Raw genomic sequence first — 25049 nt, 5'->3', positions numbered from 1 at the left:
GCAGCATGGACATGCCACGCTGTCGGGCTCCACTTTCAATCGATGTGATCGCCATGGGAATCCCCGTCTTTACGGGTCATCCGGCCTCTCCGGACGACGACGGGGACAATTAGAGAGTGCTGCTTTCTCCCGATTTCAACAGTATTTTCCTACGATCGTACAGAATCGTAGGGGATGCGGTTTTTACTTGCGGATTGCGGGCTCAGGTTTCTGGCGCAGGAGGCACGTCGTCGGGAATTTCCTGCCGGAAGACCGGTCCCCGACTGAGTCGTCGGCCAAGGGCCGCCACAAACGCTTCATACCGTTCTGCCCCCTGTGCCCGCGCGGCAGCGGCTGCCGGTTCCGGCAAGGGTGGGCTGACCGTCATCCAGTAGCGGATGAACAGCGCCAGCGTCTCAAGGCTGATCCCAAGATCGCGCTCCATGCGGGCGACCTGCCGGTCAAGACGATCCAGCCTGCGGCTCATCGCTGCTTCCCGCCGTTCATCAGCATCAGGGGACAGGAAGGATGCGATGGCCACTTCCGCCACCAGGGAAAGGGACAGGTCGCGCCGTGCCGCATGGGCTGTCAGGGCGTCCAGCAGCTTCGGTTCCAGATAGACCGACAGCCGCGCCTTCTTCGGGGATGTTCTCATCACGCCCTCACAACCCGGGATCATTACCACGATCGAGACCAGCCTGCCGGGCAATCCGCGTCAGGTCGGCGCGATCCCGCGCTTCCGGATCCGGTGGCGGTTCCTCACCAAAAAGGTCCGGTGCCGCACGCCGCTTGCGTTTGCCGGTCTCTGCCGGATCATGCTCGCGTGACCACTTCCGCCCTGTGCCGAGGGATTCATCACTGTCTGCATCGTCAGGATTTTCTTGCGACTGTGACGGCGACTTTTTTTCCGGCGGAGGAGTGGCAGGAAGCGGACGCCCGCTCCAGTCATCGGTCCGGACAGGTCGGGGCAACTGTGTGGGATCCGGCGGCGGCAGAACGCGCTCGACGAACCGGCGGTCCCGGAAATACCGCGCCTTCCGCGCCCGGATCGGTGGGCAACCGGCCACCATGACGACTTCCTCCCGTGCCGGGATCTGCATGACCTCGCCCACCGTCATCAGAGGCCGCGCACTTTCCTGACGCGACACCATGAGGTGCCCAAGCCAGGGCGACAGCCGATGGCCGGCATAGTTCTTCTGCGACCGGATCTCGGTGGCCACGCCGAGCCCGTCGGATACGCGTTTCGCGGTGCGTTCATCATTGGTGGCGAAGCTGACCCGGACATGGCAGTTGTCCAAAATGCTGTTGTTCTGGCCGTAGGCTTTATCAATCTGGTTCAGGCTCTGGGCTATCAGGAACGCCTTGATCCCGTAGCCCGCCATGAAGGCCAGCGCGCTCTCGAAGAAATCCAGCCGGCCAAGGGCGGGAAACTCGTCGAGCATCAGCAGCAGGCGACGACGCCCCTCCCGGCCGGACAGATCTTCGGTGAGCCGCCGCCCGATCTGGTTGAGGATCAGGCGGATCAGCGGCTTGGTGCGGCTGATATCAGACGGCGGAATGACGAAATACAGGGAAACAGGCCGGTCACCCTCCAGCAGATCACTGATCCGCCATTCGCAGCGACTGGTCACGGTGGCCACCACCGGATCGCGGTAGAGGCCGAGAAACGACATGGCGGTGGACAGCACGCCCGAACGCTCGTTGTCGGACTTGTTCAGCAACTCCCGCGCGGCGGAGGCCACGACGGGGTGAGGCCCCGCTTTCCCGAGATGCGATGTCCGCATCATGGCGGACAGGGTCGCCTCGATCGACCGCTTCGGGTCGGACAGGAATTTCGCCACCCCGGCGAGGGTCTTGTCGTCCTCGGCGTAGAGCACATGCAGGATCGCACCGACCAGCAGGGCATGGGAGGTTTTCTCCCAATGGTTGCGGCGCTCCAGCGAGCCTTCGGGATCGACCAGGATGTCGGCGATGTTCTGCACGTCGCGAACCTCCGACGCCCCACGTCGGACCTCCAGCAGCGGGTTGTAGGCCGAGGACGCCGGATTGGTGGGATCGAACAGCAGCACCCGCCCGAAACGATTGCGGAAACCTGCGCTGATCTGCCAGTTCTCGCCCTTGATATCATGGATGATGGCCGAACCCGGCCAGGTCAGGAGTGTGGGGATTACCATGCCCACACCCTTGCCGGTGCGCGTCGGCGCGAAGATCAGGACATGCTCGGGGCCATCATGCCGGAGATAGGCCCGGCGGTATTTCCCCAGCACAACGCCATCCTCGCCCAGCAGCCCCGCCGCACCGATTTCCGCATCTTCGGCCCAGCGGGCGGAGCCGTAGGTCGCGGCCCGCTTCGCCTCGCGGGCACGGTGGACGGACAGCGCCACCGCCGCCATGAAGGCCAGCACCCCGCCGGAGCCAGCGATCCAGGCACCGCGTACGAACACCGCCGGCGCGTAGGCATCGAACTCGTACCACCACCAGAAAAACAGCGGCGGGGCATAGACCGGCCAGCGATGCAGGACCGTGAACCACGGTCGGCCGAGTTCGGGCTGGAACGCCAGTTCCCACGCCGTCCATTGTGTCGCCGTCCACCAGGACAGCACGATCATGGACAGAACCACGAGCGCCTGCCCCCACTGGATCCGTGTTCCCGGCTGCTCCATCGAGTCCTCCCCTCGTTATGGGAGACAGCCAAGAACCGGGATTTTCCCACGTGCAAGCATGATCCGGCGCCCATCGTACTGTGGCGGGCAGGAGCGAAGAAATACTTGCATGTTGCGGACTACAGCCAGCGGATTGAACGGGAGAGAGAATCCGCGCGTCAGAGGAAGGAACTGGCGCATCAGGCCGAGATCAGACGCCAGCAGGACATCCAGACGGCCGAGGAAGCCCGAAAGGCCGCCGAGAAGGAGCGTCAGAAGAAGCTTGCCAAAGAGATTGAGCAGCCGACGTTTAGGCGGTCACGTGACCGGGGGCCGAGTATCGGGTTTTAGGAAGAGTTGGCAAGATAGCGCAGGAGTATCGTTATTCTGATTGTCTTGATAAGTAAGCGGAAGCTTTCCCGAAAGTATTTAGACATTCTGGTTTGAAGACAACCACGTGTGAAAGGTCTGGTCTGGAGCGTGATGAGTAGAGCATTGCCTCTGCTCCAGCCTGCCGTGCAGCATCAGAAAATAACCAAGTGGGTGAAGGTACGCCGTCATCTCGTAAATCTTGCCAAACGACGGACGCAGCAGGCATTCCTCTTACATCAGCTACCCGCTTTGCCGTTAAGCGCATGGGAATGAGTACACGCTCAATCTGATCACTCAAGTAACGTTGAATAGCTACACTTGCTCCTTCAGCACTGAGAGAAGCATAGGCAGCAATTTGTCCCGAATGGTGAAATCTTCCTTCCGGAGCGGTCGCTATAACTGCGGGATTGCCAGCAAGTGTTTTCGGTAAGAGACGCCAGACAGACCCATCAAATGAAATAATAGATAAGATCATGACGCCTAGGTATCTATGCCCGCATTACGTAATACCCCCATGATTATGGCCGATCCTGCGACATGAGCCAAACGCTCGGAACCCGAACGATTTGGGCGGGTTCATCGACTTCGTAGAGCGGAACATAGGGATGGACGATAACCCATTCGCAGGTGCCATCGTCCCCATCCCGGCCCATGTAGGGAAACATGGCGAGGTCTTTGGTCGCTTCTTTGAGGCGAAGGAAAACCCGCTTGGCGGCGTGAGGATTGCGCGGAAGGAGATAGTTCCGAATTGATATCCTGTCGACCAATGCTTCAAACCCGCACATCATGCGCAGAATAACCCCGGAAGGAGGCAAGCCATGACGGGATCATCGCCCCTCTTTCCCCCGTCTGACGATACCGTCGATCAGCAATGCACGAAGGAACAGCGGAAGTTCAACCATGTGATTGATGCGGTGAACCCATTGCACACACGGCACGGCTTCCTGAGCGATGAATTTCCAACACTTTGAGCTGGCCGCCATAGTCACTCTGGCCAAGGCGCTTGACGGGCAATATAAAAAGAAAAAGGCCCGCCTTTCAGCGGGCCTTAATATATCCTTGGACGATGAGGGGGGGCATACGCCCGCGTTCTCAAAGCCGCTGCCTTCTTATATCGTGGCTCTGATGCTACCGTCAATATCGAGTCTACAGGAACTCCTCATTGCCTTTCTCCCCGGCCGAGATACAGGACCTGCCCGTCGTCATTTCCGCACCACGCTTTGCAACCTACCTGCAAGCCATGGGCAACGACCGGGAAAAGGCTCTCGCGCTTTATGAGTGGAATCTCGATGTTTCATCGGCGCTGATCATTCCGCTTCAGGTCTGCGAGGTTGCTGTCCGCAATGGCATCGCTGAAGCCATTGAACATGTCCATGGTGCCAACTGGCAATGGAACAATGGTTTCATCAGAAGCCTGCCTCGCCCGAAGGGTCGGGCGCGATATAACCCGGCGATCGATCTTCAGGCTCGCGCCTCGACGCTGCCCACAACCGGCAAGATCATAGCCGAATTAAAGTTTGCATTCTGGGAGAACATTTTCACTGCCGGTCAGGACACCCGCATCTGGAACACCCATTTGCGTACCTGTTTCCCCGGAGCACCATCAGGACAAACGATCCCGCAATTGCGGGCAGCGGCCTATGCGGACCTCCAGATCATTCGACGTCTGAGGAACCGGATCGCGCATCATGAACCAATCTTCACTCGCAATATCGCCGATGATTATCAACGGATCCATGACATGATTGCATGGCGCAGTCAGGTAGCAGCCGCCTGGATGGATCGAAAACAGACCGTTCTCACCCTGCTCGCGATGAAGCCATGACCGGCAAGTTCTCTCCGTTTGTTATCCAAGCTTTGGTCGATACGATCACGGGCGGTGCTGGAAACGATAATGCATCCCCAATCGGGATCTATCGCTCAGGCCCTAAAATCGAGCAGTTCTTTCTCAACTGTGGCCTCGATATGCGTATCGGCGCGAGTTCGCGTATCCCGGCCACAACTGACTTCCTCCGCAGGGTCGCTAACCACCCTGATGGTAATGCTGAGGTCTATCTCACCCGGATTATCGAACAGGTCTGTGATCCCCGTAACTATCTGGAGCATCCTGACAGAGCGACCGCTGTACGCGAGCATCTCAACAAGGCTCTCGGAGCCGACCAACTGGCTGTCGTTATCGTCGGCGGAAAGGCCGTTCTGACAGAGCGTCAGGGAGCCGGTGGAATTGTCGAGCCATTTATCAAGAAAGTGGCTACGCTGGATTTCGACACGGTCCAGATAGAAATTGCGCGGGCTCTCCCCAATCTGGAAAGCGATCCGGAAGATGCGGTGACAGCGGCCTGTTCCCTGATCGAGGCGGTGTGCCGTTCGATTCTTGTGGAACTTGGCCTGCCACTGCCGCCCAAAAAGGATATTGATGGGCTGATCCGCGCTGTACAGATGCCCCTTGGCCTATCTCCCGGACGTACCGATTTCCCATCGGAAATAGAAGCGGACATCCGTCAGACGCTCAGTGGTCTCACATCTGTTGCCAAAGGGATTGGCGCATTACGAACGCATGGGGGAGATGCGCATGGTCGCGAAAAAGGTTTCCGGCGCATGGACGCCCGGATTGCTCGGCTTGCCATCAATGCGGCGAGTTCGTTGGCGCTGTTCCTGATCGAAACCTGGGAACGCCAGGAACATCGTGCCCTGCCTCAACATGCCGAGCATCTCTGAAGACCAGTCATCCGATTTGCCCATCACAATCCAAGCCCGCGTTTCCGCGCGAACGACCAGTCAATCCCCTCATCGCCGCGCATGATGCCCGACACTTCCCGCCCGCGCTGTTTTTCCAGCGAGGGCGACCATGGCACCAACTCGAAGCCCAGCCCGTCGTCGATCATGGCGAACCGGCCCGACGCCAGATTGAAACGCTGACGATAGGTGCCGGTAACGGGATCGTCCTGGCCGCTCTGCCGGAACGGTGTCCCAGACTTCCCGCTGAGGTTCCGTCCTACCATCTCCAGTTCCCGCTGGCGCAGCGTGGCGAGCAGGTTCCGCGCGTATCGAATACCTCCGCCATCGTGGCTGGCCAGACCCTGCTCCACCAGATGCTCCGTGCGCGTTTCCATCGCCTCCTTGACCTCGGCGCCGAACCCGGTGGAGGCCAGCGCAAGAGGCTCCCGCGCGATGGCCTGCCGGTCGAGCCAGGTGGCGCCCTCCGCCGTCACCTGCCGCTCCAGCGTGACGTCGGAACGCACAGCCAGCGCGACACGATCCCGTCCCCGCTTGTCAGTGAAACGCCGCAATTCCACGATGGAACCGACCGCCCCGTCGCCGGCGGCTTCGAGGTCCGGCAAGCGGACATGATGTGTGCGCCCATCAATCCCGTCGACGACCGCATAGGCCGTGCCGCGCAGTTCATCGTCGAGGCCACGATCGACCAGCCGGCCGATGACGGGATCGGTGGCATCTTCACCCGCTAGCACCCATGAAGATGCGGCACGGTCAATCTTCTGTTCCGCCAGCCCCCGGTGGATCCGCTTGATGATATCGTTGCGCTCGCTGATCTCCCGCAGCGTGGCTTCCGCGCGCTCGTCCATCCGCCAGCGCTCCGGCCCGACCTGATGCGCCAGCCCCATGGTTTCCAGACGGCGCAGACGACCCAGCTTCACTGTGGCGAAGGCGTCCGGCGTTTCGCCCGGCGCACGCCCGAGAGCGATGACACCATCCTCCCCGGCGTCCTTCTGAATCTGACGGTCCAATTGAGTCCAGCGGTCGGCGTTCACCTGCCGCTCGACCGCCTGGTGGATGTCGCGATCGGTGCGCGGACCGAGTTCCAGCGTCACCAGATCCTGCGCACGGGCACGCATCCCCTCGCGGATGTAATCGCGTGCGATCACCAGATCGGACCCATCCTCCGCCACGCCCCGGACGATGACATGCAGATGGGGATGCGCCGTGTTCCAGTGATCCACAGCGGCCCAATCGAGTTTCGTGCCGAGATCGGTTTCCATCTGCCCCATCAGATCGCGGGCGAAGGCCCGCAGGTCCGACATTTCAGGCGCATCCTCGGGGGAGACGATGAAACGGAAATGATGCCGATCGCCATCGCAGCGTTCCGCGAAGTCCGAAGCGCGGATGTCGTCGCTGTCCCTGCCGAACAGGCGTGCATCTTCACCATCCCGCGTTACCCCCTCCCGACGGAGATAGCGAAGATGCGCTGCCAATGGTGTGGCGCGCGGGGCATGGCGCACCACACGAGCCTTGATGACGACGCCCCGCGAACGGCTGGTCAGCAGGCGATTGGCGGCATGGGTGGTGGCCCGGCCCCGCCCGAAACTGGAGCGGCGGCCAGAGGTGATTTTCCCCGTGCGGGAAACCCTGCCACCGGCCCGCTGCACGGACGCCAGCACTTGCGTCACAAAGGGTCGCGTCTGACGGGTGCGAGTGGAGCGGATACGCCCTAGCCGGACCCGGAAGTCCTCATCCCTGTTCATGAAAAATGTCCTGCACCGCACGAAAAATCGCTTCGGATCAAAGAGATAACACCGTGTCGCGAGGTGCGGGAAATCCACGCACCTCGCGACAAGACCTCAAAAACCCCGGAAAACAGCCACCCCGACCGAGCCGCGATGTGCGGCCTTTTATCCAGCCCTCCCTTTTTCTCCCTTCTCCCGGGCTCATCTCACGATTTTCCAATCCCGGCGCCATGTTCGGAGACATGCGCCGGACCACCCCCGAAGTGACCGGCGAACAGCATTCGGGCTGCAACCGGACGCGTATTCGGCTGCACGAAATCCGCACGCTGGACGTCAACGGAAACACCACTGACCAGCACGATGAAGAGCGATGCGGAGCGCCAATCAGCCATCGGGATCATCGCCCGAAAGCTCTCCCGAACAACGCTCGAACGATCGCCGTGAAGCAGCGCATTGACAGTTGCGACATAGGCCAACGTCTCGACCGGCAACGCGCGGCCCGTCGCCAGATGATCGTCATAGCGTGAGGGACCGGCATTATAGGCGGCGAGAAAACCGGCGTCGCCATAGCGATCATGCAAGACTCGGAGATACGCCGCACCCGCGACAATATTATCGCGCGGATCGAATGGATCGGAACCCAGATGCAGCGACGTTCGCAAATCCCGCCACGTATCCGGCATCAGTTGCATGAGGCCCATCGCACCCGCTGACGACACGGCGTCGACATCGCCAGCACTTTCGGCACGCAAAACAGCCGCGATCCAGTTGGCCGGAATGTGCGCCCGCGTTGCCGCCTCCGCGATGAAGGCATCCAACGATTCTGCACGAGCGGACGTTCCCGACATCATCATCATCACGACCACAATCGGCAGCGAGAAAAGCAGTCCCCTTCCGACCTGAGCCGAGCGTGCCATCGTGCTCTTGCCTGTCCAGAACAAGACGTTAACGCGCCGGTCTGACGACCGCCCTGGACAGACCCTGTGCGCGACGGCCGACAGACTGGCGAGCGGGACGGGGAAATGAAGCGCTCTTTCCGCGAACAGGGAAATCGGGTTTCGGCTTCGCTTTCCACGCACGGACACCGTGCTGCCGGAGTAATTTTCAGCGCCGGTCATCGCGTTTCACCGGACGGTTCCACACCAACTGCCAATCGCTCCCACCGCGCCCCACCTGGAACAGATTGGCGCGAATTGGCTGCGTCAATGCGGGGTCATCAATCAGCACCGAGATGTAATCCCCGGCTTTCTCTCCAGTGCGTTTCCAGCCCGCGCCCGCCTCCGATCCCGTCTCATCCGATCCGAGATGGATGCGGTATTCGGGCGCGTTCTCGGCATCCGATTGCGTGGCGCGCACGAAGGTCAGTTCGGCGCAGAGCGTGAGGGTTTTCAGGTGTCCGGTAAAGCCATCGGACGTACGGGTGAAGATGCCGATTTGCGACATTACTGGCCTCCATGAGGTAAAGGTTGGGACGAAATTTGCCGCGTCCGTATCCACACCGGAATCGCGCGGCCCAGCACGGCACTTACCGGCAACGGTCCGAAATACCGCCCGTCCAGGCTTGTCGGGACGGCAGGGTTCATGACGAATATCTGATCGTGAGAGAGACGCACGCAGCCCCGCCAGACCGGCAGCGGACGACCGCGATGATCGACGGGTTTCGCGTCGCCAATCGCAGTGCCATCGATCGTGATGTGCAGGCCGGTGCGACACACGGTCTGACCTCCAACAGCCGCAACGGGCTTCAGCAACGGCACACCAGAAGGCAGATAACCGCGCGCGGACAGAAGCCGCCCGGTGGGTTCCGGAAGACGGATCGCCACGATGTCGCCGGTACGGGATACGCGCTCCGGCGTCAGACGATACAGGCCGGTCGGCACACTCGCCGTCGCGTTCCAGATCAGCTTCGGTGCGGGTTTAAGTTCGACCGTCGCCAGGGTCCCGAGCACGGCGAAATACGTAGCGAAGAACCATCCACGACGGGTCATGACACGGCCCTCCGCCGCAGCCACGCCTCATGGCGTTCACGCGTGTAGGGGCGTGCTGCCTGTCCGGCCGTCATCCGCTGGTGCAGATGTCGCCAGTGATCGGGACAAACCTCGCAGGGATCGATGTTCAGTGCTTCGATGCCGTCGATCGCCTCCAGCACCAGCCGCACCTTGGGCCATCCCACCTGCCGGAGCAGGGATTCGCCACCGGGACGCACGAACGGCACCGTCTGGCAGGCTTCATGAGCATCGACAGCCCGCACGATGTCGATGCACGATACGACCGTGCCGTAGTCATTGGCGGCCCATCGGATAAATCCGAACACGCTGCCTGGCACAAAGCTCATCAGGCGCCGACGCCGGTCGAGAATGCGATCCTCGACGGGTTGGCCGAACCTGATCCAGTGCTCGATGCGCTTCTCGATCCAGGTCAGCTCGACCGTCGTGATCGAGACGTTCAGGAGGGCGCTCATGACGCCCTCCCCGATGGTTTTCCACCGTTTTCGGGCCGCCCACCATCAGTACAGTTAGACTCTTTATAGTTAGAGTCTAAGTTAAGGGCCTCGCAACCCGTTGATTCACCACTCTGAATCGACCCTTTTTTGGATTGATAGCACGCAGTGATTCCGATCGATGGCACGCGGTGTTCCACACCCGATAGCACGCGGTGTCTCACAGGACGTCCACCGCCCCCTGTGGATAAATCTGACGGCCTGAACACGAGAGTTTCCTGACGGTCTGGATCGCCTTCAATCGTCAGGTCGTAGCCCGGCAGGGACTGGCGACGGACCAGTTCCCGCAGGTCGGCGGCAAACCGGGCGAACCCCGACAGAGTCGCGGATTTCTCGTGAAGGTGCTCGAAGGTGAAACGCCAGCCCTGCCGCTGCTGTCCGGCATGCTTGCGCACCAGACGGTAAAGCCAGCGCTCCAGGCCACCCGTCAGGCGGAAATAGGCTGGGTCGATCCGCAGGATCAGGCCGTCATCGAGAAGGGCCGTGTAAAACCAGTCGGGCAACACGATCTCGACACGCCCTGCATGACCTTGCAGGGGAGCACGCAGCTCCCTCCATTCATTCAGCCAGGAAAAACCGCGAAGCTGGGAATCCCGGCGGCGCCGTAAGCTGGTGCGCACGGTCGTGGACTGGAGACGGGCCAGGGCGGCGCGCAGGCGCCCATAATCCCGCGCTCCGGTGCCCCGTCCGATAAAGGTCAGGATCTCGCGCGGCGTTGCCACCATGAAGGGCGACGTGCGCAGACCGCTATCGCGGGCCTCGATGATCTGGCTGGCCGCCCAGATCAGGATGTCGGAATCCCAGATGGTCGCCATGCCCCGTTCATGGGACGCTTCGACCCGAATGGAGACATCCCCCATCGTGAGGTCGATCGGCACGAAACGCGGCGTCTTGGCCAGGCTGAAAAACGGCCACGCCATAAGATCCTGCACGTCACGGGGTGGGAAATCGCCTGGCAACGCCTGAAAGAAACCTGATGGCAGGCGAGAAGGCGACGGAAGACTGGTCATGACCGCTTCCCCCTGACGGCCGAGCGATATCGGGCCTGGATACGGGCCATCGCCGCACGGCGGTTACGGGGAAGCTCGACCACACCATCATCAGCAGTGGAGAGCCGGATATTGAGATCGGCCCAGGAACAAAGATCCTCCACCGCGTAGACGATCCGGCCGCCGAGTTTGCGGTAGAGCGGGCCGGTGCCGAAGGTACGGTGCTTTTCCAGAGTCCGGCCGGAAAGACCGAGGAAATTCGCGGCGTCCGGCGTTCGGAGATAATGAGGTGGCAGTGTCGGCAGGACACGCATTTCGGGCCTCCATGACATTCAGAGGGGCCGCGTCGAAGGTTCGGCGGCCCATGGACGTCACGGTGACGGAAACACCCCGAGGGGGAGGGATGACAAAGTTCAGGCGGCCTGAGTGTCACCACCCCGGGCAGTTCCCTGCAACAGCGACAGATGACCGCCGTTCAGGTAGATTTTGCTATCCCGGAGAAGCCGATGAAACGCCGCGTAATAGGCTGTTGCGCGCCATTCATCGGCGGACATGCGGGTCAGGTCCACACGGAACATCGCGCCCGCGATCCGTCGATACGGGATCCCTGCCCGCCTGCCGTCAATGGCGCACAGCATGCGGATCTGGCGCTGGCGTTGCTGGGCGCTCAGCCGGAGCGCGGCCGGCGCTGGGCCGGGGGCGTTGCCAGCGAGAACACGATGGACACGGGCCGCGCTCTCCATGCGGAGATCGAAATAGGCGTCGTCCCGGACGATAAATGCACGCCCGTGTCCGGGCGAAATGGGGATCAGAACAGCCCGGAGCAACTGACCATGAACGTCGATAATGACGTGGTGCCCGAATGGCCCATGCCACTCGGCACGGACATAGGGTGCGATCCGGGCTTCGGTTTCCGCGTCCGCATGCAGGACCGAAATGTCTGGCACGACATCGGCATTCCAGAAGGCGGGAGCAGCGGATGCCGGGAGGTCCGGGTCACATGGGAAAATCCGCCCCCCAGCGACGGGCCATGGCGATGAGGGTATCGAGATCGCCCCCGCCGTGCCGGACCGTCATGTCGTAATCGTGCCGATAGTCGTCATTGCGCCGGAGCCATTCCTGGGCGAACCCGGCATGGTCGAGCGGCTCCAGCGCCCGCCGGAGCTGCGCTGTATCCCACGGGCGGATCGTCGGCACGCTCCCCTCCACACGGATTTCTGGAATTCGATCCACTATCCGAAGGGAGGGGAAGCGCGGGTAGCCCCGAAAAACCGGGTACGTGATTGCCGGAATTGGGGTCCGACAGAGCAAGCCTCTTGGCATATCCCGACGCAACACATCGAAACATCTGGCGATTCACCCCATCAATGTCGATCAGCGTGATGCGCTCCACGCATAACGTGAACACATGGGTGCATCACAACTTTGATGCGGTCAAAGATCCAGACGCACGATGGGACGAGCCGGCAGGCGACGCGCCACCTCGACAAACCCCCGGTCGAGGAACATCGACAGGGCTCCGACAAAGAGGTCGGATTTGTCGGTCGTGACAGCCAGATCGAGAGGGTAGGCCTCCAGACACGTCGCCCCCTGCGCGCGTGCGAAGGTTATCGCCTGATCGAGCAATTGACCCGCCACACCGTGCCGCCGATACCGCTTGCGCACGATAAAGCACGTGACTGACCAGACCGGACGCTCATCGACCGGCGCGAAGGATTTGGACCGACGCAGCCTATCATAAACCTCTCGTGCCGCGACACCGCACCAGCCAGCCGGATCATTGTCGCTATAGGCGACTAGCCCCCGCGGTCGCTTCTGGTCGAGGATGTCAGGGAACCACCCCTTGTTGCCGCCCTGCCAACCCGCCTTGTAGAGGGCGTTGGACCGATACCAGTAGGCACAATAACAACCGCGCCCATCGGAGCAGTCGTCGAATACCGTTTCGACGTCCTGACGGATCTCCATCGTCGCGGGAAGAAAATGTAGTGTCATGGCTTCATCACATCCGCTCACCGGAAACCTCCCGGATCTTACCCTTCTCGATAAGCAACCATCTCGTACCCACCGCCCGTATGAAACTGCGATCATGTGAGACGATCACTCCGGTGGCCTCATGTGCCAGCAACTCGGCTTCGAGACGCTCCTGCCCCGGAATATCGACGTGGTTGGTCGGCTCATCCAGCAGATAGAAGTTCGGCTCGATCAGGCGCAGCGCGAGCAGGCCCAGCCGCGCTTTCTGCCCTGGTGACAATCGCCCGATCGGCCAGCCCTGCGCCTCCATGCTGATGCCCGCCGATGCCAGGAGGCTCGTCGCCCGCGCATCGCCGATCCCCGTGTGCCCCGCAATCAGCCGATGTGGCGTCTGTCGGTCCGGCAGGTGTGTCAGCCCCTGATCCAGATAGCCCAAAATCACACTGGGACTCACGCGTATGCCGGGCACGTCCTCGGCCGCCGCCCGGCGCAGCAGCGCCACGAGACTGGACTTGCCAGCTCCATTGCACCCGAGCACGACCAGCCGGTCGCCTTGATGGATATCGAGCTTGTCGATACGAAACAGCGGTTGCCCTGCGGGTGTTTCAACCACGACATCACGAAACGCAGCCAGCACCTTGGCATGCGTGCCACGGCTGGCCAGACGAATTTCACCGGAACGCTCGATCGGTACCGGGCACAGGGTCTGTTCGAGTTTCTCGGCCCGAGCCTTGAGCTGCATCGCCTTCTTCTGCAACAGGTCGCTGCCGCTGTTGACGCCGATATTGCGCAACTCCCCGGCATTGCGACGCAGCCGGTCGACCTCCCTGAGATCCTTGACGTGCTTTCTGTCCTGCGCCACGTCATCTTCGGCCAGCAACTGCCGGGCGCGCGAATAGGGATGCGCATAGTCCCGGCTGACGTCCGGACGCAGGAACAGGGTATGGGTCGTGCATGCATCGAGAAAGCTGCGATCATGGCTGGCGATCAGCATCGGCGTTCGCGCAGCGCTCCCGGTGATCCAGGATTCAAGGAGTGCAAGTTTTTCCGCATCCAGATGGTTGGTGGGCTCATCCAGCAGCAGGACATCCGGTTCGGTCACCCAGATCCGGGCCAGAAGCGCCAGCCGCTGCCAGCCGCCACTCAAGGCCTGCACCGGACGATTGCGCAGGTCGTCCGGCGCACCGAATTCGTCCAGCACCATGTCGACACGCCAGGTTTCATGCTCCCGCTCGTGCGGTGGCAATGCCCGGCGCACGACTTCATGGAGTGTCAGCATCGCCAGGTTGTCGGGCATATTCTGCTCGACATAACCGACGCGCAGACCGCGCGAGAGCGTGATCGTGCCCTGGTCGGGTTCGGTCTGACCTGCGATGCAACGCAGCAAGGTGGACTTCCCGCTGCCGTTGCCAGCGACGAGGCCGATCCGTTGGCCGGGTGCGAGATTGAAGGTCAGATTTTGGAAAAGCGTGCGAGGAGACGCGACGCCGACGTCGCGCAAACTGATGAGTGCCATGAAGGGACTGCCTGATCGAACGCTGGTCACAACAGTGACCAGCGGATGCAACAAGGGCAGCCGACAAGAAGCGCAAAGCATCAGGCGGGGCCGCCCTGCGAAGGATTATCGCAGGGCGGAAACGGGACCACGCGGGTGGTGCTGATTATAACTATGCATGCGCCCCTCCCTGTGGTTCGACGTGGCAGCTTCATTCTGAATAACCGATCCGGATAAATTCTGGCAAGGCCACAATCATGGCCACGCGAGCCGGGCGGAGCACGGCGAGCGGCCGTTTTCGCTGCGACCTTCGTCCCGGACATTCGATGATGCCCGGGACAAACGGGAAAAGAAAGCGGCTTACGCCGCCGCCCTCTCCTCGCCCTGGACCAGCCGGCGGGTTGCCGTCGCGACGTGCCCCGCATCAAGGTCGATGCCCAGCCAGTCCCGGCCGAGTTGCTGGGCTGCCACCAGGGACGAACCTGATCCGCAGAACGGGTCCAGAACCAGACCACCTGCGGGGCAGAAGGTTTCCACCAGTGGAAGCAGGGCCGAAACCGGCTTCTGTGTCGGGTGCAGACGGTTGCCCGTGTAGTCGAAGTCGATCACGTCCGGGATGGGATTGCTCGGGGGCATGACGTTGCCCTTTGCGAGCAGGTAGGCGCTTTCGTGCTCATAGCGAAGAAACCGGGACGATGACGCATAGGTCTTGCGAAAGACGATATGCCCGACCATTCGAAACCCCGCCTCTCTCCAGGCTTCGGCAAACAGGTCGATGCGGTTCCAGCCGTAAAACGAAATAGCAAACCCACCCCATTTGAGCAGCCGGTGCATTTGGTTCACGGAAGGCTTGAGCCACTTGGCATTGTCGTCATTGCGGACCGTGCGCCCATCCCGCCCCTTGTAGTTCACCAGATACGGCGGATCGGTCAGGATGAAGTCCACGGAGTTGCGGGGCATCGCCCGCATGATCTCGATGCTGTCGCCATTGAGGATCGTGTTGCGGAAGTCCGTTGCCGTTGTGGTGCTGCTTGTGTTGGTCATGTGCCTTACCCCTGATTTTGAGAGCCAGCTTGCGCTGCGCTCTCTGCCTCGCGGCGAGCAGCGGGTGTGCAAACGGAGGGGCGGCTTCGCGGGGAACCGGCTGCACGGAGCAACGCGGAGGAAGCTGGGCGGAAGGCGATCCGAAGTGCGCCGAGGGCGGATGCCCTAAGTCGTACATCAGACAATTGCAGGACGCCTCCACTCAGGGTTAGGATAACAGACCAATTGAGACTACGATCCCAACATCGGAAAGGCGTATGAAACAGTGGCACCGAGGAAGAACACAGCTAAAAAGAAAATACAGTTGCCTTTTCTTCTCCAGGAAGCCGTAAAAAATAAAAGGGCCATTCTATTCCTCGGAGCTGGAGCATCAAAAGAGTGTCAAAATGAGCAAGGCAATACACCGCCCAATGCAGACCAACTAAGAGATATTCTTTCTCAGAAATTCTTCGGAAAATTAATGCCCCGGAGAAACGTAATGTCTGTCGCAGAAATGGCAATAAACACAGGAGCAGGAGCAAATCTTGTATTTGACGAGGTAAATAATTCTTTTTCAGGATTTCATACATCTGAAACTCACAGGCTTGTTTCTGAGTTTAATTGGAGAGCAATTGCCACCACAAACTATGATTTATTTTTAGAAGAAGCATACAGCGATACAAAAAGACGTAAACAGGTTCTTATTCCGTTCGTAAAAGACGACGAACCCGTAGACACTCGAATGGGATCTGTATCTTTTCCACTGCAATATTTGAAGCTTCATGGGTGCTTGAACCATCGCCTCGATAAAGACATTCCCCTAATATTATCCTGGGAGCAATATTCGAATTACTCCAAAAATAGAACTAGATTATTCAACAGGCTGATCGATTTATCCCATGAGTGCCCGGTGATCTTTGTCGGGTACGGTTTAGCTGACAGCCATATTAGAGAGATAATTTATAAACTTGACGCTCAAAATAGACCAAGATGGTACTTAATAGATCCATCAGCAGAAGAAGAAGATATAAATTTTTGGTCTTCCAAAAATTTTGATGTCATCCCATGCACGTTTTCAGAATTTATGAAAACGCTAGATGAATCGATTCCAAAACTTCTTCGATTTATTGTACCTTCCGACGAGAGTGTAAATTTCCCTCTTCGAAATTTTTATATTTCCCCCACTCATGAATCGACCGATCTGCGTCGATCTCTTGAGCGAGATGTTACATTAGTCCATGCGGCGATGAGTGCTTTTGAACAAACTGCAGAACAATTTTACTCTGGTTACGACACCGGTTGGGGCGCTATTATTAATCGGTTTGACGTAAAACGAAAAGCGTCCGAAGAAGTCCTGTTTAAAGCACTCCTTGAAAATGAATCACCTAATGATCCTGTATTTTTTTTATTACGAGGTCCGGCTGGTTCAGGAAAAACTATCGCTCTAAAAAGAGCCGCCTTTGATGCAGCAACAGCCAATCAAGCTCTAGTCCTTTGGTTAAAGGAAGGTGGACAACTTCGCCCTGATGTATTTCAAGAAATATACGATCTATGCCAGCAACCAATTTATCTATTCGTAGACGAAGTCGCGCTGCATACGGAAAAACTTATTCCGTTATTGAAAGCAATGAAATCAAGACATATCCCTCTCGTGATAATCGGTGCAGAACGAGAAGCTGACTGGACAACATATTGTAATAGCTTAGAGGAAATTTTGCCGCCCCAATTCCTTCGAGTGGGGATGCTCTCGAGACCCGAGGTTGAAGGTCTTCTGGATTTGCTAGAGCGACACAATTGTTTAGGGGAATTAAAAGAGAAAAATAGAAACGAACGTATTGATGCATTTATGAGCGAAGAACAAGCTGATCGCCAGCTTCTCGTAGCTCTTCACATATTAACAAAGGGGCTTCCCTTCGAAAAAATCGTTTTGAACGAATATGAAAGTGTCAATCCAGATGAAGCACAGCGCTTATATCTGGATATAGCAACCATGCATCAGTTTTGCGTTCCAGTACGCGCCGGAACAATATCTCGCATCTCTGGAATATCATTTAGAGATTATGAGCAACGCTTCTTTCTACCCTTAAAAGGGATGGTAACAGTCGGTCAAGATCCATACACCGGAGACTATACCTACAAAACACGTCATGCACGTATCGCAGCCTTACTCTTCAGGCAAGTATGTTCTGATGATCAGACTAAATCTGATCAATTTACTCGAATAGTAAAAGCATTGGATGCTGGATATTCAAGCGATAGCCGAACTCTTGGCGAAATATGCAAGGGCCGAAATTTATCAAAACAATTTACTGCTTCGAGTGAAGTACGTAAAATTTATGACGCAGCCGTAATTGCAGCCCCCATGCAAGCGTATCTTTATCAGCAATGGGCCATTTTCGAATCAACGCATCCGTCAGGGGACATATCAAGCGCGGAACGCCTCGCAGAGACAGCAGCATCCATGGAGCCAGGCAATACCACTTTTATACACACTCAGGCCGAAGTCGCCCGTAAGCGCGCTAATATAGAAAATTCTCCCGTTCTCAAAGATCAGCAGAGGCGGCTTACCAGAACTTTCCTTGCAAAACTCCCGAAGGAAAATCGATTCACTATTTCTACTAGGTGTAAACTTTTAATCGATGAGTTGTCGGAAATGAGTGCCACACTTCCTGATGATCCTACTGATAGCCAAGAACGTGCATTTGACGAAAAATTCAGGGATGCCGATCTATCGATATCGAGAGCTCAGCAAATGTTTCCGGACGACGCGGAAATGTTCGAGATAGAAGCACGTCTTTGGCGAGAACTACAGAATAAGGATAAAGCACTCACAGCTCTGGAACGAGCATGGAAAAAAGGCCCCAGAGGATCTGGAACAGCTCTCAGAATTAGTCGAATATATTCCGACCTAGGTCGTTCCGATGACGAGTTGCTCGTTCTTAAAGAAGCTCTTTCTCGAGAGCCAGAAGATAAAGGCGCTCATTTTGCTATGGCGCAGCACCTTCTTAAAAATGAAACCTGGGACGAAGAACTCATTATAAATCACTTGAAGGAAAGCTTCGAACAAGGAGATCATAATTTTGAGCCTCGTTATATTCTAGCTCAATTTTACTTCTCTGTCGGTCGACTCGATGATGCAGTTTCGACATTTAAGTATGTGGACAAACAAGCACCCAGCCAATTTAGGAGGTTTTCTCCTCGAAAAGATAACGTGATTACAGAAAGACTAGGAGAGTTTCGCGGCCACATCGAGTCCATTCTTGAAAGATTTTCTTTTATACGCAGTGGATCATATCCTGAAAGAATTTATGCACCCAGATCTGAATTTGACGAAGCGATAGTTGACGATATTGAACTTAGCCAAAGTGTTTCATTCAGATTACGTTTCAATCGGGTTGGGCCGGTTGCGGTTAATATTACTCTCAACACTTGATGTCGAAAAAGACGGAGATGCAAAGAAACGGTGACGCGACAGTTCAGACTTTATGCGTCGCAAGCCGTGTCCGCGCTAATTATCCTTTTGGAATTGAGCTATTTAGGTCACGTTGACAAAAGGTCTATACGATCAGCCCAAGTTCTGATTCACTGCTTTCTTCAATGCAGACGTTACAGTGGAGCGGGCATGGCACGAGGCGACCTGACGGATCAGGAATGGGCGATAATTGGTCTGCTTCTGCCGCCTGAGCGCGGACGTTGGGCTCGACCAGCCGGAGACAACCGCCGGTTTCTCAATGGTATGCTGTATGTCCTGCGCGTCGGTTGTCCGTGGCGGGACATGCATGAACGCTACGGCAAATGGAACTCGGTCTATGTTCGGTTCCGGCGTTGGGCTGAACAGGGGGTGTGGGATGCTCTGCTACAAACCTTGGTAGACCTCGGCCTAGCCGATAACTGGCAGCATATGGTCGACAGCACCGTAGTCCGTGCCCATTCGCAGGCTACGGGCGCAAAAGGGGGGCTCATTCGGAGGCTTTTGGTCGATCACGTGGCGGCTTTACGAGCAAAATCCATGCCCGATGTGACAATCAGGGACGCCCTCTTGGCTTTGTCCTTACCGGAGGTCAGATATCGGACTACAAAGCCACAGACGCCCTGATGAAGCTGTCTGTCCCGCCCCCCAAAGCTATGCTGGCTGATCGGGGCTATGACAGTGACAGCTTCCGCCAGAATCTGCTGATCTACGCGATCCTGCCGGTTATTCCCTCGCGAAAAGGCCGCAGCGTTCCTCAGAAAACAGACTGGTGGCGTTACAGGGAGCGCAACCGCATCGAGCGGATGTTCAACAAACTCAAGCAGATGCGCCGTATCGCGACCCGATACGACAAGACCGCCTTGTCCTTTATGAGTTTCCTCAATCTCGCCGCCGCAAGGCTCTGGATTAGATCTTTTGTCAACGCGACCTAGAATGCCGCCCGCTCCTCATCATGATAGCCGTGCAGGAGCGGGTTGGTCTTGGTCTTGGTCTTGGTCTTGGTCTTGGTAGAAAAATCTGCGACATGACGAAAGCTGACACCCTGCGTGTCCGTGGAAATTTAAGCCCCCTCGGGCAAGTCATTACGCGACGCGCGGGTTCGACGGAGTACGACTGACTACGCCATTACCCGCGTAAGGCCGAACCCGCTTTATTCTCAAATTGCGACAAATTCATTGATTTCATCAGCATCTGTCCGGATCGTGACGAGGATTTTCTTGCAACGCCTCCGGAACAGAGCGACGATGGCTGATACTCATCGACAGGACGCGGCGGATCTTTTCGCGCCATTACCGCCGGAGCTGGCCCTGACCCGGCCGGAGGTTGGTCCCGACCCACGCCTGGTGGAACTGGCCCGTTTACTTGCCCGCAGGGCAGCTCGGGAATGGTTTGAGGCACAACAGCGGGAGCAGACAGAGCGACGCTCCTGAGAACAGGGAAGACAGCGTAATGCGTGTTGCGATCTATGCCCGCTATTCGTCCGACAACCAACGCGAAGCCTCGATCACAGATCAGTTGCGCCTGTGTCATCTCTACGCCGAAAAGCAGGGCTGGTTTGTGGTCGAAGACTATACCGACCATGCCATCTCGGGAGCGTCCCTGCTGCGGCCCGGTATCCAAGCCCTCATGGCCGATGCCACACGCGGTCGCTTCCAGTTCGTGCTCGCCGAAGCGATGGATCGCCTTTCCCGCGATCAGGAAGACATCGCCGGCCTGTTCAAGCGCATGGCCTTCGCGGGCGTGAAGATCGTCACCCTGTCCGAAGGAGAAGTCAGTCATCTGCATATCGGGCTCAAAGGCACGATGAATGCCCTGTTCCTGAAGGATCTGGCCGACAAGACGCGGCGCGGCCTGCGGGGACGGGTAGAACTGGGCAAGTCCGGAGGCGGGAAATCATACGGCTACGATGTGGTCAAGAAACTCGACGGCAACGGCGAGCGGATCCGAGGCGACCGCGCGATCAACGAGACCGAGGCCGACATCGTCCGGCGCATCTTCGGGGATTATATCGCGGGCAAATCTCCCAAGCGCATCGCGGTGGAACTGAACAATGACGGCATTCCTGCCCCCGGCGGCTCCGCCTGGGGATTTACCACCATCAACGGCAACCGCCAGCGTGGCATCGGGATCCTCAACAACGAGCTGTATGTCGGCAGGCTGGTGTGGAATCGCCAACGCTTCATCAAGGATCCGGATACAGGCAAGCGTCAGGCCCGCATAAACCCGGATTCCGAATGGATCACCCACCACGTCCCTGAACTGCGTATTCTCGATGATGATCTGTGGGAGACTGCCAAGGCGCGGCAGGGCGCACTGAAACTCCGCAAGACCGCAGACGGAGACGTCGAAGAGAATCATTTCCGCGATCGCCGCCGGCCGAAGCATCTGTTCTCCGGGCTGGCGCGCTGCAGTTGCTGTGGTGGCGGCTACTCCATGATCTCGGCCGATCTGATGGGGTGCTCTACAGCGCGCAACAAAGGCACCTGCGACAACCGGCAGAACATCCGCCGCGACCGCCTCGAGGAACGTGTCCTCGGCGCGTTGCGCCATCACATGATGGACCCGGCCCTGTTCCGGGAGTTCTGCGACGAGTTCACCCGCGAGGCCAACCGTCTCCGCATGGAGAGCAGCGCCGGGATCAATGCGGCAAGGTCAGAGCTAGCGCGGATCGACAGACAGATCACATCCACGGTCGATGCCATTGCCGACGGCATGTTCCATCCCTCAATGAAAGAGAAGATGGACAAACTCGAAGCCCGAAAGAGCGAGCTGACTTATTTCCTCAAGGACGCACAGGAACCACCGCCCCTGCTGCACCCCGAAATGGCGACCTATTACCGTGTCCAAGTCGCCAAGCTCTACGAGGCGCTCCAGCACAACGACGACAACACCCGCATCCAGGCGGGCGGCGTGATCCGTTCGCTGGTCAGCGAGATCGTGCTGACACCGGCTGAGGACGAACTACTGATCGACCTTCGCGGCGATCTCGCTGGAATTCTTACGTTATCGCTGAAAAGCAAAACCCCCGCGCCTCTTTCGAGGGCGGGGGTTCGTGATGCGTTCGCATCGCAATTTCAGATGGTTGCGGGGGCAGGATTTGAACCTGCGGCCTTCAGGTTATGAGCCTGACGAGCTACCGGGCTGCTCCACCCCGCGTTGGGTGATTATGTGTGTGTAGAGTGGGTTGGAAGACCTGGCGGCGACCGACTTTCCCGCGACTTAAGCCGCAGTATCATAGGCGCTGGGGTTTTTCACGTCCGAGTTCGGGATGGGATCGGGTGGATCTCTCCCCGCCATAGCCACCAGGTCGTCCAACCCACTTTTATTTTGTGGGTGTGGTTGGTTGGTGCGTGAGTGTTGTGATGCATGGATGATTTCTGTGCATGGGGCTCTCTTTGAGGAGAGCGTGTGTGAGTGAGCCTATTGGGCGATTAGGACCAGTTAGCTGCACGCATTACTGCGCTTCCACACCTGGCCTATTGACGTGATGGTCTATCACGGCCCTCAGGGAGATCTAGTTTTGAGGTGGGTTTCCCGCTTAGATGCTTTCAGCGGTTATCCCGTCCACACTTAGCTACCCGGCTGTGCCGCTGGCGCGACAACCGGTGCACCAGAGGTATGTTCATCCCGGTCCTCTCGTACTAGGGACAAATCCTCTCAAATCTCCAACATCCACGGCAGATAGGGACCGAACTGTCTCACGACGTTCTAAACCCAGCTCACGTACCACTTTAATCGGCGAACAGCCGAACCCTTGGGACCTGCTCCAGCCCCAGGATGTGATGAGCCGACATCGAGGTGCCAAACCTCCCCGTCGATGTGGACTCTTGGGGGAGATCAGCCTGTTATCCCTAGAGTACCTTTTATCCGTTGAGCGATGGCCCTTCCACGCGGGACCACCGGATCACTATGGCCGACTTTCGTCTCTGATCGAGCTGTCACTCTCACAGTCAGGCGGGCTTATGCCATTGCACTCGACAGCCGGTTTCCGACCGGCCTGAGCCCACCATCGCGCGCCTCCGTTACACTTTGGGAGGCGACCGCCCCAGTCAAACTGCCCACCATGCAGGGTCCCGGACCAGGCTTACTGGCCACGGTTAGACATCAGAAAAATTCAGGGTGGTATTTCAAGGATGGCTCCACAAGAACTGGCGCCCCTGCTTCAAAGCCTCCCACCTATCCTACACAGAATGTCTCTGATGCCACTGCAAAGCTGCAGTAAAGGTTCATAGGGTCTTTCCGTCTGACCGCGGATACCCCGCATCTTCACGGGGAATTCAATTTCGCTGAGCCGATGCTGGAGACAGCGGGGAAGTCGTTACGCCATTCGTGCAGGTCGGAACTTACCCGACAAGGAATTTCGCTACCTTAGGACCGTTATAGTTACGGCCGCCGTTTACCGGGGCTTCAATTCAGTGCTTGCACACCTCCTCTTAACCTTCCGGCACCGGGCAGGCGTCAGGCCCTATACGTCGTCTCTCGACTTCGCAGAGCCCTGTGTTTTTACTAAACAGTCGCTACCCCCTGGTCTGTGCCACCCGCAAATGGTTGCCCACTCACGGGTCTCGCTTATCCCGAAGTTACGCGAGCAATTTGCCTAGTTCCTTCAGCATCGTTCTCTCAAGCGCCTTGGTATGCTCTACCAGTCCACCTGTGTCGGTTTAGGGTACGGTCTATACGCCAGAGCTATTTCCTGGAATGCGCAAAAAGCCAGCCCAATCCGATAAGGACTGACAACATCTTGCATTCGTCACTTCTGGCAGGTTCAGGAATGTTCACCTGATTTCCATCGACTACGGCTTTCGCCCTCGCCTTAGGGGCCGACTAACCCTGCGTGGATTAACCTTGCGCAGGAACCCTTGGACTTTCGGCGACAGTGTTTCTCGCACTGTTTGTCGCTACTCATGTCAGCATTCGCACTTCCGATATCTCCAGAGAGGGTCACCCCGTCTCCTTCACAGACCTACGGAACGCTCCGCTACCGCGCATACAAAGTATGCACCCACAGCTTCGGCACGTGGCTTGAGCCCCGTTACATTTTCGGCGCAGGGTTTCTATTAGACCAGTGAGCTATTACGCTTTCTTTAAAGGATGGCTGCTTCTAAGCCAACCTCCTGGTTGTTTTGGAATCCCCACATCCTTTCCCACTTAGCCACGATTTAGGGGCCTTAGCTGGTGGTCTGGGCTGTTTCCCTCTCGACAATGGACCTTAGCACCCACTGTCTGTCTGCCAAGCTAAACTTCCGGGTATTCGGAGTTTGGTTAGGTTTGGTAAGGCTTTGGGCCCCCCTAGCCCATCCAGTGCTCTACCCCCCGGGGTCAACACCTGACGATCTACCTCAATAGATTTCGCGGAGAACCAGCTATCTCCGAGTTTGATTGGCCTTTCACCCCTAGCCACAGCTCATCCCCGACTTTTTCAACAGGCGTGGGTTCGGCCCTCCAGTGCGTGTTACCGCACCTTCAGCCTGGCCATGGCTAGATCACTCGGTTTCGGGTCTTCTGCCAGCAACTCGTCGCCCTATTCAGACTCGCTTTCGCTACGCCTACACCTACCGGCTTAAGCTCGCTGCAAACAGAAACTCGCTGACCCATTATACAAAAGGTACGCCGTCACCCCATAAGAGGCTCCGACTGCTTGTAGGCATCCGGTTTCAGGTCTATTTCACTCCCCTCGTCGGGGTGCTTTTCACCTTTCCCTCACGGTACTTGTTCACTATCGGTCGCCAAGGAGTATTTAGGCTTGGAGGGTGGTCCCCCCATGTTCAGACAGGGTTTCACGTGCCCCGCCCTACTCAAGGATCAGTCTAAGCATTACGCATACAGGGCTATCACCCACTATGGCCGCACTTTCCAGAGCGTTCTGCTTGTCTCAAACTGACCACTGGCCTGCTCCGCGTTCGCTCGCCACTACTAGCGGAATCTCAATTGATGTCTTTTCCTCCAGGTACTGAGATGTTTCAGTTCCCCGGGTTCGCCTCATCACCCTATGTATTCAGATGATGATACCCATCGCTGGGTGGGTTTCCCCATTCAGAAATCCACGGATCAAAGCCTGCTCGCGGCTCCCCATGGCTTATCGCAGCGTGCCACGTCTTTCATCGCCTCTTGGCGCCAAGGCATCCACCGAATGCCCTTATCGC

The 25049-nt window shown here is 57.9% G+C and carries 22 protein-coding genes, 1 tRNA gene, 2 rRNA genes and 1 pseudogene (1 of these 26 cut by a window edge); 7 read left to right on the top strand and 19 right to left on the bottom strand.

Features of this window, described 5'->3' with window-relative positions:
* Window positions 1-202 precede the first annotated feature (202 nt).
* The 4 genes from HK28_RS08015 to HK28_RS07995 all read right to left on the bottom strand — a co-directional run bounded on the left by HK28_RS08015 (window position 203) and on the right by HK28_RS07995 (window position 3778).
* Window positions 203-634, bottom strand: coding sequence for a ribbon-helix-helix protein, CopG family (locus tag HK28_RS08015; RefSeq protein ID WP_086644076.1), 432 nt, complete (start codon window positions 632-634; stop codon window positions 203-205).
* A 7-nt stretch (window positions 635-641) separates the two neighbouring features.
* Entirely contained in the window at window positions 642-2642 is a 2001-nt protein-coding gene (locus HK28_RS08010; protein WP_086644071.1) for a conjugal transfer protein TraG, read from the bottom strand.
* A gap of 361 nt (window positions 2643-3003) precedes the next feature.
* On the bottom strand, window positions 3004-3468 hold the full coding sequence (locus HK28_RS08000; protein WP_086644070.1) for an RES family NAD+ phosphorylase: 465 nt from the start codon (window positions 3466-3468) through the stop codon (window positions 3004-3006).
* Window positions 3469-3511: 43 nt separating this feature from the next.
* Window positions 3512-3778, bottom strand: coding sequence for a type II toxin-antitoxin system RelE/ParE family toxin (locus tag HK28_RS07995; protein ID WP_233140427.1), 267 nt, complete (start codon window positions 3776-3778; stop codon window positions 3512-3514).
* Window positions 3779-3811: 33 nt separating this feature from the next.
* On the opposite strand from HK28_RS07995, the gene HK28_RS14150 reads away from it, so the two are divergent.
* From HK28_RS14150 to HK28_RS07985, 3 genes are all read left to right on the top strand, one after another.
* Window positions 3812-3964 (top strand): hypothetical protein, encoded by a 153-nt coding sequence (locus tag HK28_RS14150; protein WP_198945838.1) that lies wholly within the window; start codon window positions 3812-3814, stop codon window positions 3962-3964.
* A 191-nt stretch (window positions 3965-4155) separates the two neighbouring features.
* Window positions 4156-4818, top strand: coding sequence for a hypothetical protein (locus HK28_RS07990; RefSeq protein WP_086644069.1), 663 nt, complete (start codon window positions 4156-4158; stop codon window positions 4816-4818).
* Window positions 4815-5711 (top strand): abortive infection family protein, encoded by an 897-nt coding sequence (locus HK28_RS07985; protein ID WP_086644068.1) that lies wholly within the window; start codon window positions 4815-4817, stop codon window positions 5709-5711. Before HK28_RS07990 ends, HK28_RS07985 begins: the two co-directional genes overlap by 4 nt.
* A 23-nt stretch (window positions 5712-5734) precedes the next feature.
* Here the strand turns inward: HK28_RS07985 and HK28_RS07980 are convergent, their stop codons facing one another.
* From HK28_RS07980 to HK28_RS07925, 12 genes are all read right to left on the bottom strand, one after another.
* Window positions 5735-7474: a VirD2 family relaxase/mobilization nuclease gene (locus HK28_RS07980; protein WP_086644067.1), complete on the bottom strand. Its 1740-nt coding sequence runs from the start codon at window positions 7472-7474 to the stop codon at window positions 5735-5737.
* Window positions 7475-7662: 188 nt separating this feature from the next.
* Window positions 7663-8313 carry a lytic transglycosylase domain-containing protein gene (locus HK28_RS07975; RefSeq protein ID WP_233140426.1) on the bottom strand — a complete coding sequence of 217 codons (651 nt, stop codon included), beginning with the start codon at window positions 8311-8313 and terminating at the stop codon, window positions 7663-7665.
* 247 nt (window positions 8314-8560) lie between these two features.
* Entirely contained in the window at window positions 8561-8899 is a 339-nt protein-coding gene (locus HK28_RS07970) for a DUF736 domain-containing protein (RefSeq protein WP_086644066.1), read from the bottom strand.
* On the bottom strand, window positions 8899-9444 hold the full coding sequence (locus HK28_RS07965; RefSeq protein ID WP_086644065.1) for a S26 family signal peptidase: 546 nt from the start codon (window positions 9442-9444) through the stop codon (window positions 8899-8901). Before HK28_RS07965 ends, HK28_RS07970 begins: the two co-directional genes overlap by 1 nt.
* Complete coding sequence (locus tag HK28_RS07960; protein WP_086644064.1) at window positions 9441-9917, bottom strand: DUF2840 domain-containing protein; 477 nt, start codon at window positions 9915-9917, stop codon at window positions 9441-9443. Before HK28_RS07960 ends, HK28_RS07965 begins: the two co-directional genes overlap by 4 nt.
* Window positions 9914-10966, bottom strand: a complete 1053-nt coding sequence (locus HK28_RS07955) for a replication initiator protein A (protein WP_086644063.1) — start codon at window positions 10964-10966, stop codon at window positions 9914-9916. The genes HK28_RS07960 and HK28_RS07955 overlap by 4 nt, the downstream gene beginning before the upstream one ends.
* Window positions 10963-11259, bottom strand: coding sequence for an AlpA family transcriptional regulator (locus HK28_RS07950; protein ID WP_086644062.1), 297 nt, complete (start codon window positions 11257-11259; stop codon window positions 10963-10965). The genes HK28_RS07955 and HK28_RS07950 overlap by 4 nt, the downstream gene beginning before the upstream one ends.
* A gap of 99 nt (window positions 11260-11358) precedes the next feature.
* On the bottom strand, window positions 11359-11892 hold the full coding sequence (locus HK28_RS07945) for a DUF2285 domain-containing protein (protein ID WP_233140424.1): 534 nt from the start codon (window positions 11890-11892) through the stop codon (window positions 11359-11361).
* 49 nt (window positions 11893-11941) lie between these two features.
* The gene (locus HK28_RS07940; RefSeq protein ID WP_233140423.1) at window positions 11942-12178 is read right to left on the bottom strand and encodes a transcriptional regulator domain-containing protein; all 237 of its coding nucleotides are present in this window, start codon (window positions 12176-12178) and stop codon (window positions 11942-11944) included.
* A 201-nt stretch (window positions 12179-12379) separates the two neighbouring features.
* Complete coding sequence (locus tag HK28_RS07935; RefSeq protein WP_086644060.1) at window positions 12380-12937, bottom strand: GNAT family N-acetyltransferase; 558 nt, start codon at window positions 12935-12937, stop codon at window positions 12380-12382.
* Between the two features lie 7 nt (window positions 12938-12944).
* On the bottom strand, window positions 12945-14432 hold the full coding sequence (locus HK28_RS07930; RefSeq protein ID WP_086644059.1) for an ATP-binding cassette domain-containing protein: 1488 nt from the start codon (window positions 14430-14432) through the stop codon (window positions 12945-12947).
* 339 nt (window positions 14433-14771) lie between these two features.
* Window positions 14772-15455 carry a DNA methyltransferase gene (locus HK28_RS07925; protein ID WP_086644058.1) on the bottom strand — a complete coding sequence of 228 codons (684 nt, stop codon included), beginning with the start codon at window positions 15453-15455 and terminating at the stop codon, window positions 14772-14774.
* Between the two features lie 304 nt (window positions 15456-15759).
* Between HK28_RS07925 and HK28_RS07920 the strand changes: the two genes are divergently transcribed.
* From HK28_RS07920 to HK28_RS07905, 4 genes and pseudogenes are all read left to right on the top strand, one after another.
* Window positions 15760-18867 carry an SIR2 family protein gene (locus HK28_RS07920; RefSeq protein ID WP_143217363.1) on the top strand — a complete coding sequence of 1036 codons (3108 nt, stop codon included), beginning with the start codon at window positions 15760-15762 and terminating at the stop codon, window positions 18865-18867.
* Window positions 18868-19083: 216 nt separating this feature from the next.
* Window positions 19084-19838: pseudogene (locus HK28_RS14290) on the top strand (IS5 family transposase); the annotation flags it as partial.
* Window positions 19839-19858: 20 nt separating this feature from the next.
* Window positions 19859-20023, top strand: a complete 165-nt coding sequence (locus tag HK28_RS13985) for a hypothetical protein (protein WP_158093422.1) — start codon at window positions 19859-19861, stop codon at window positions 20021-20023.
* 332 nt (window positions 20024-20355) lie between these two features.
* Window positions 20356-22029: a recombinase family protein gene (locus tag HK28_RS07905; RefSeq protein WP_086644072.1), complete on the top strand. Its 1674-nt coding sequence runs from the start codon at window positions 20356-20358 to the stop codon at window positions 22027-22029.
* Here HK28_RS07905 and HK28_RS07900 read toward each other — a convergent pair.
* From HK28_RS07900 to HK28_RS07890, 3 genes are all read right to left on the bottom strand, one after another.
* Window positions 21986-22062: transfer RNA gene (locus HK28_RS07900), tRNA-Met, on the bottom strand. The genes HK28_RS07905 and HK28_RS07900 overlap by 44 nt on opposite strands.
* Before the next feature lie 35 nt (window positions 22063-22097).
* A 5S ribosomal RNA gene (rrf, locus tag HK28_RS07895) occupies window positions 22098-22213 on the bottom strand.
* 103 nt (window positions 22214-22316) lie between these two features.
* Window positions 22317-25049, bottom strand: a 23S ribosomal RNA gene (locus HK28_RS07890) (it continues 8 nt past the right edge of the window).

It is taken from the genome of Acetobacter sp. DsW_063 (assembly GCF_002153745.1).
GTDB lineage: Bacteria > Pseudomonadota > Alphaproteobacteria > Acetobacterales > Acetobacteraceae > Acetobacter.
This window is presented reverse-complemented; position numbering and strand designations above follow the sequence as displayed.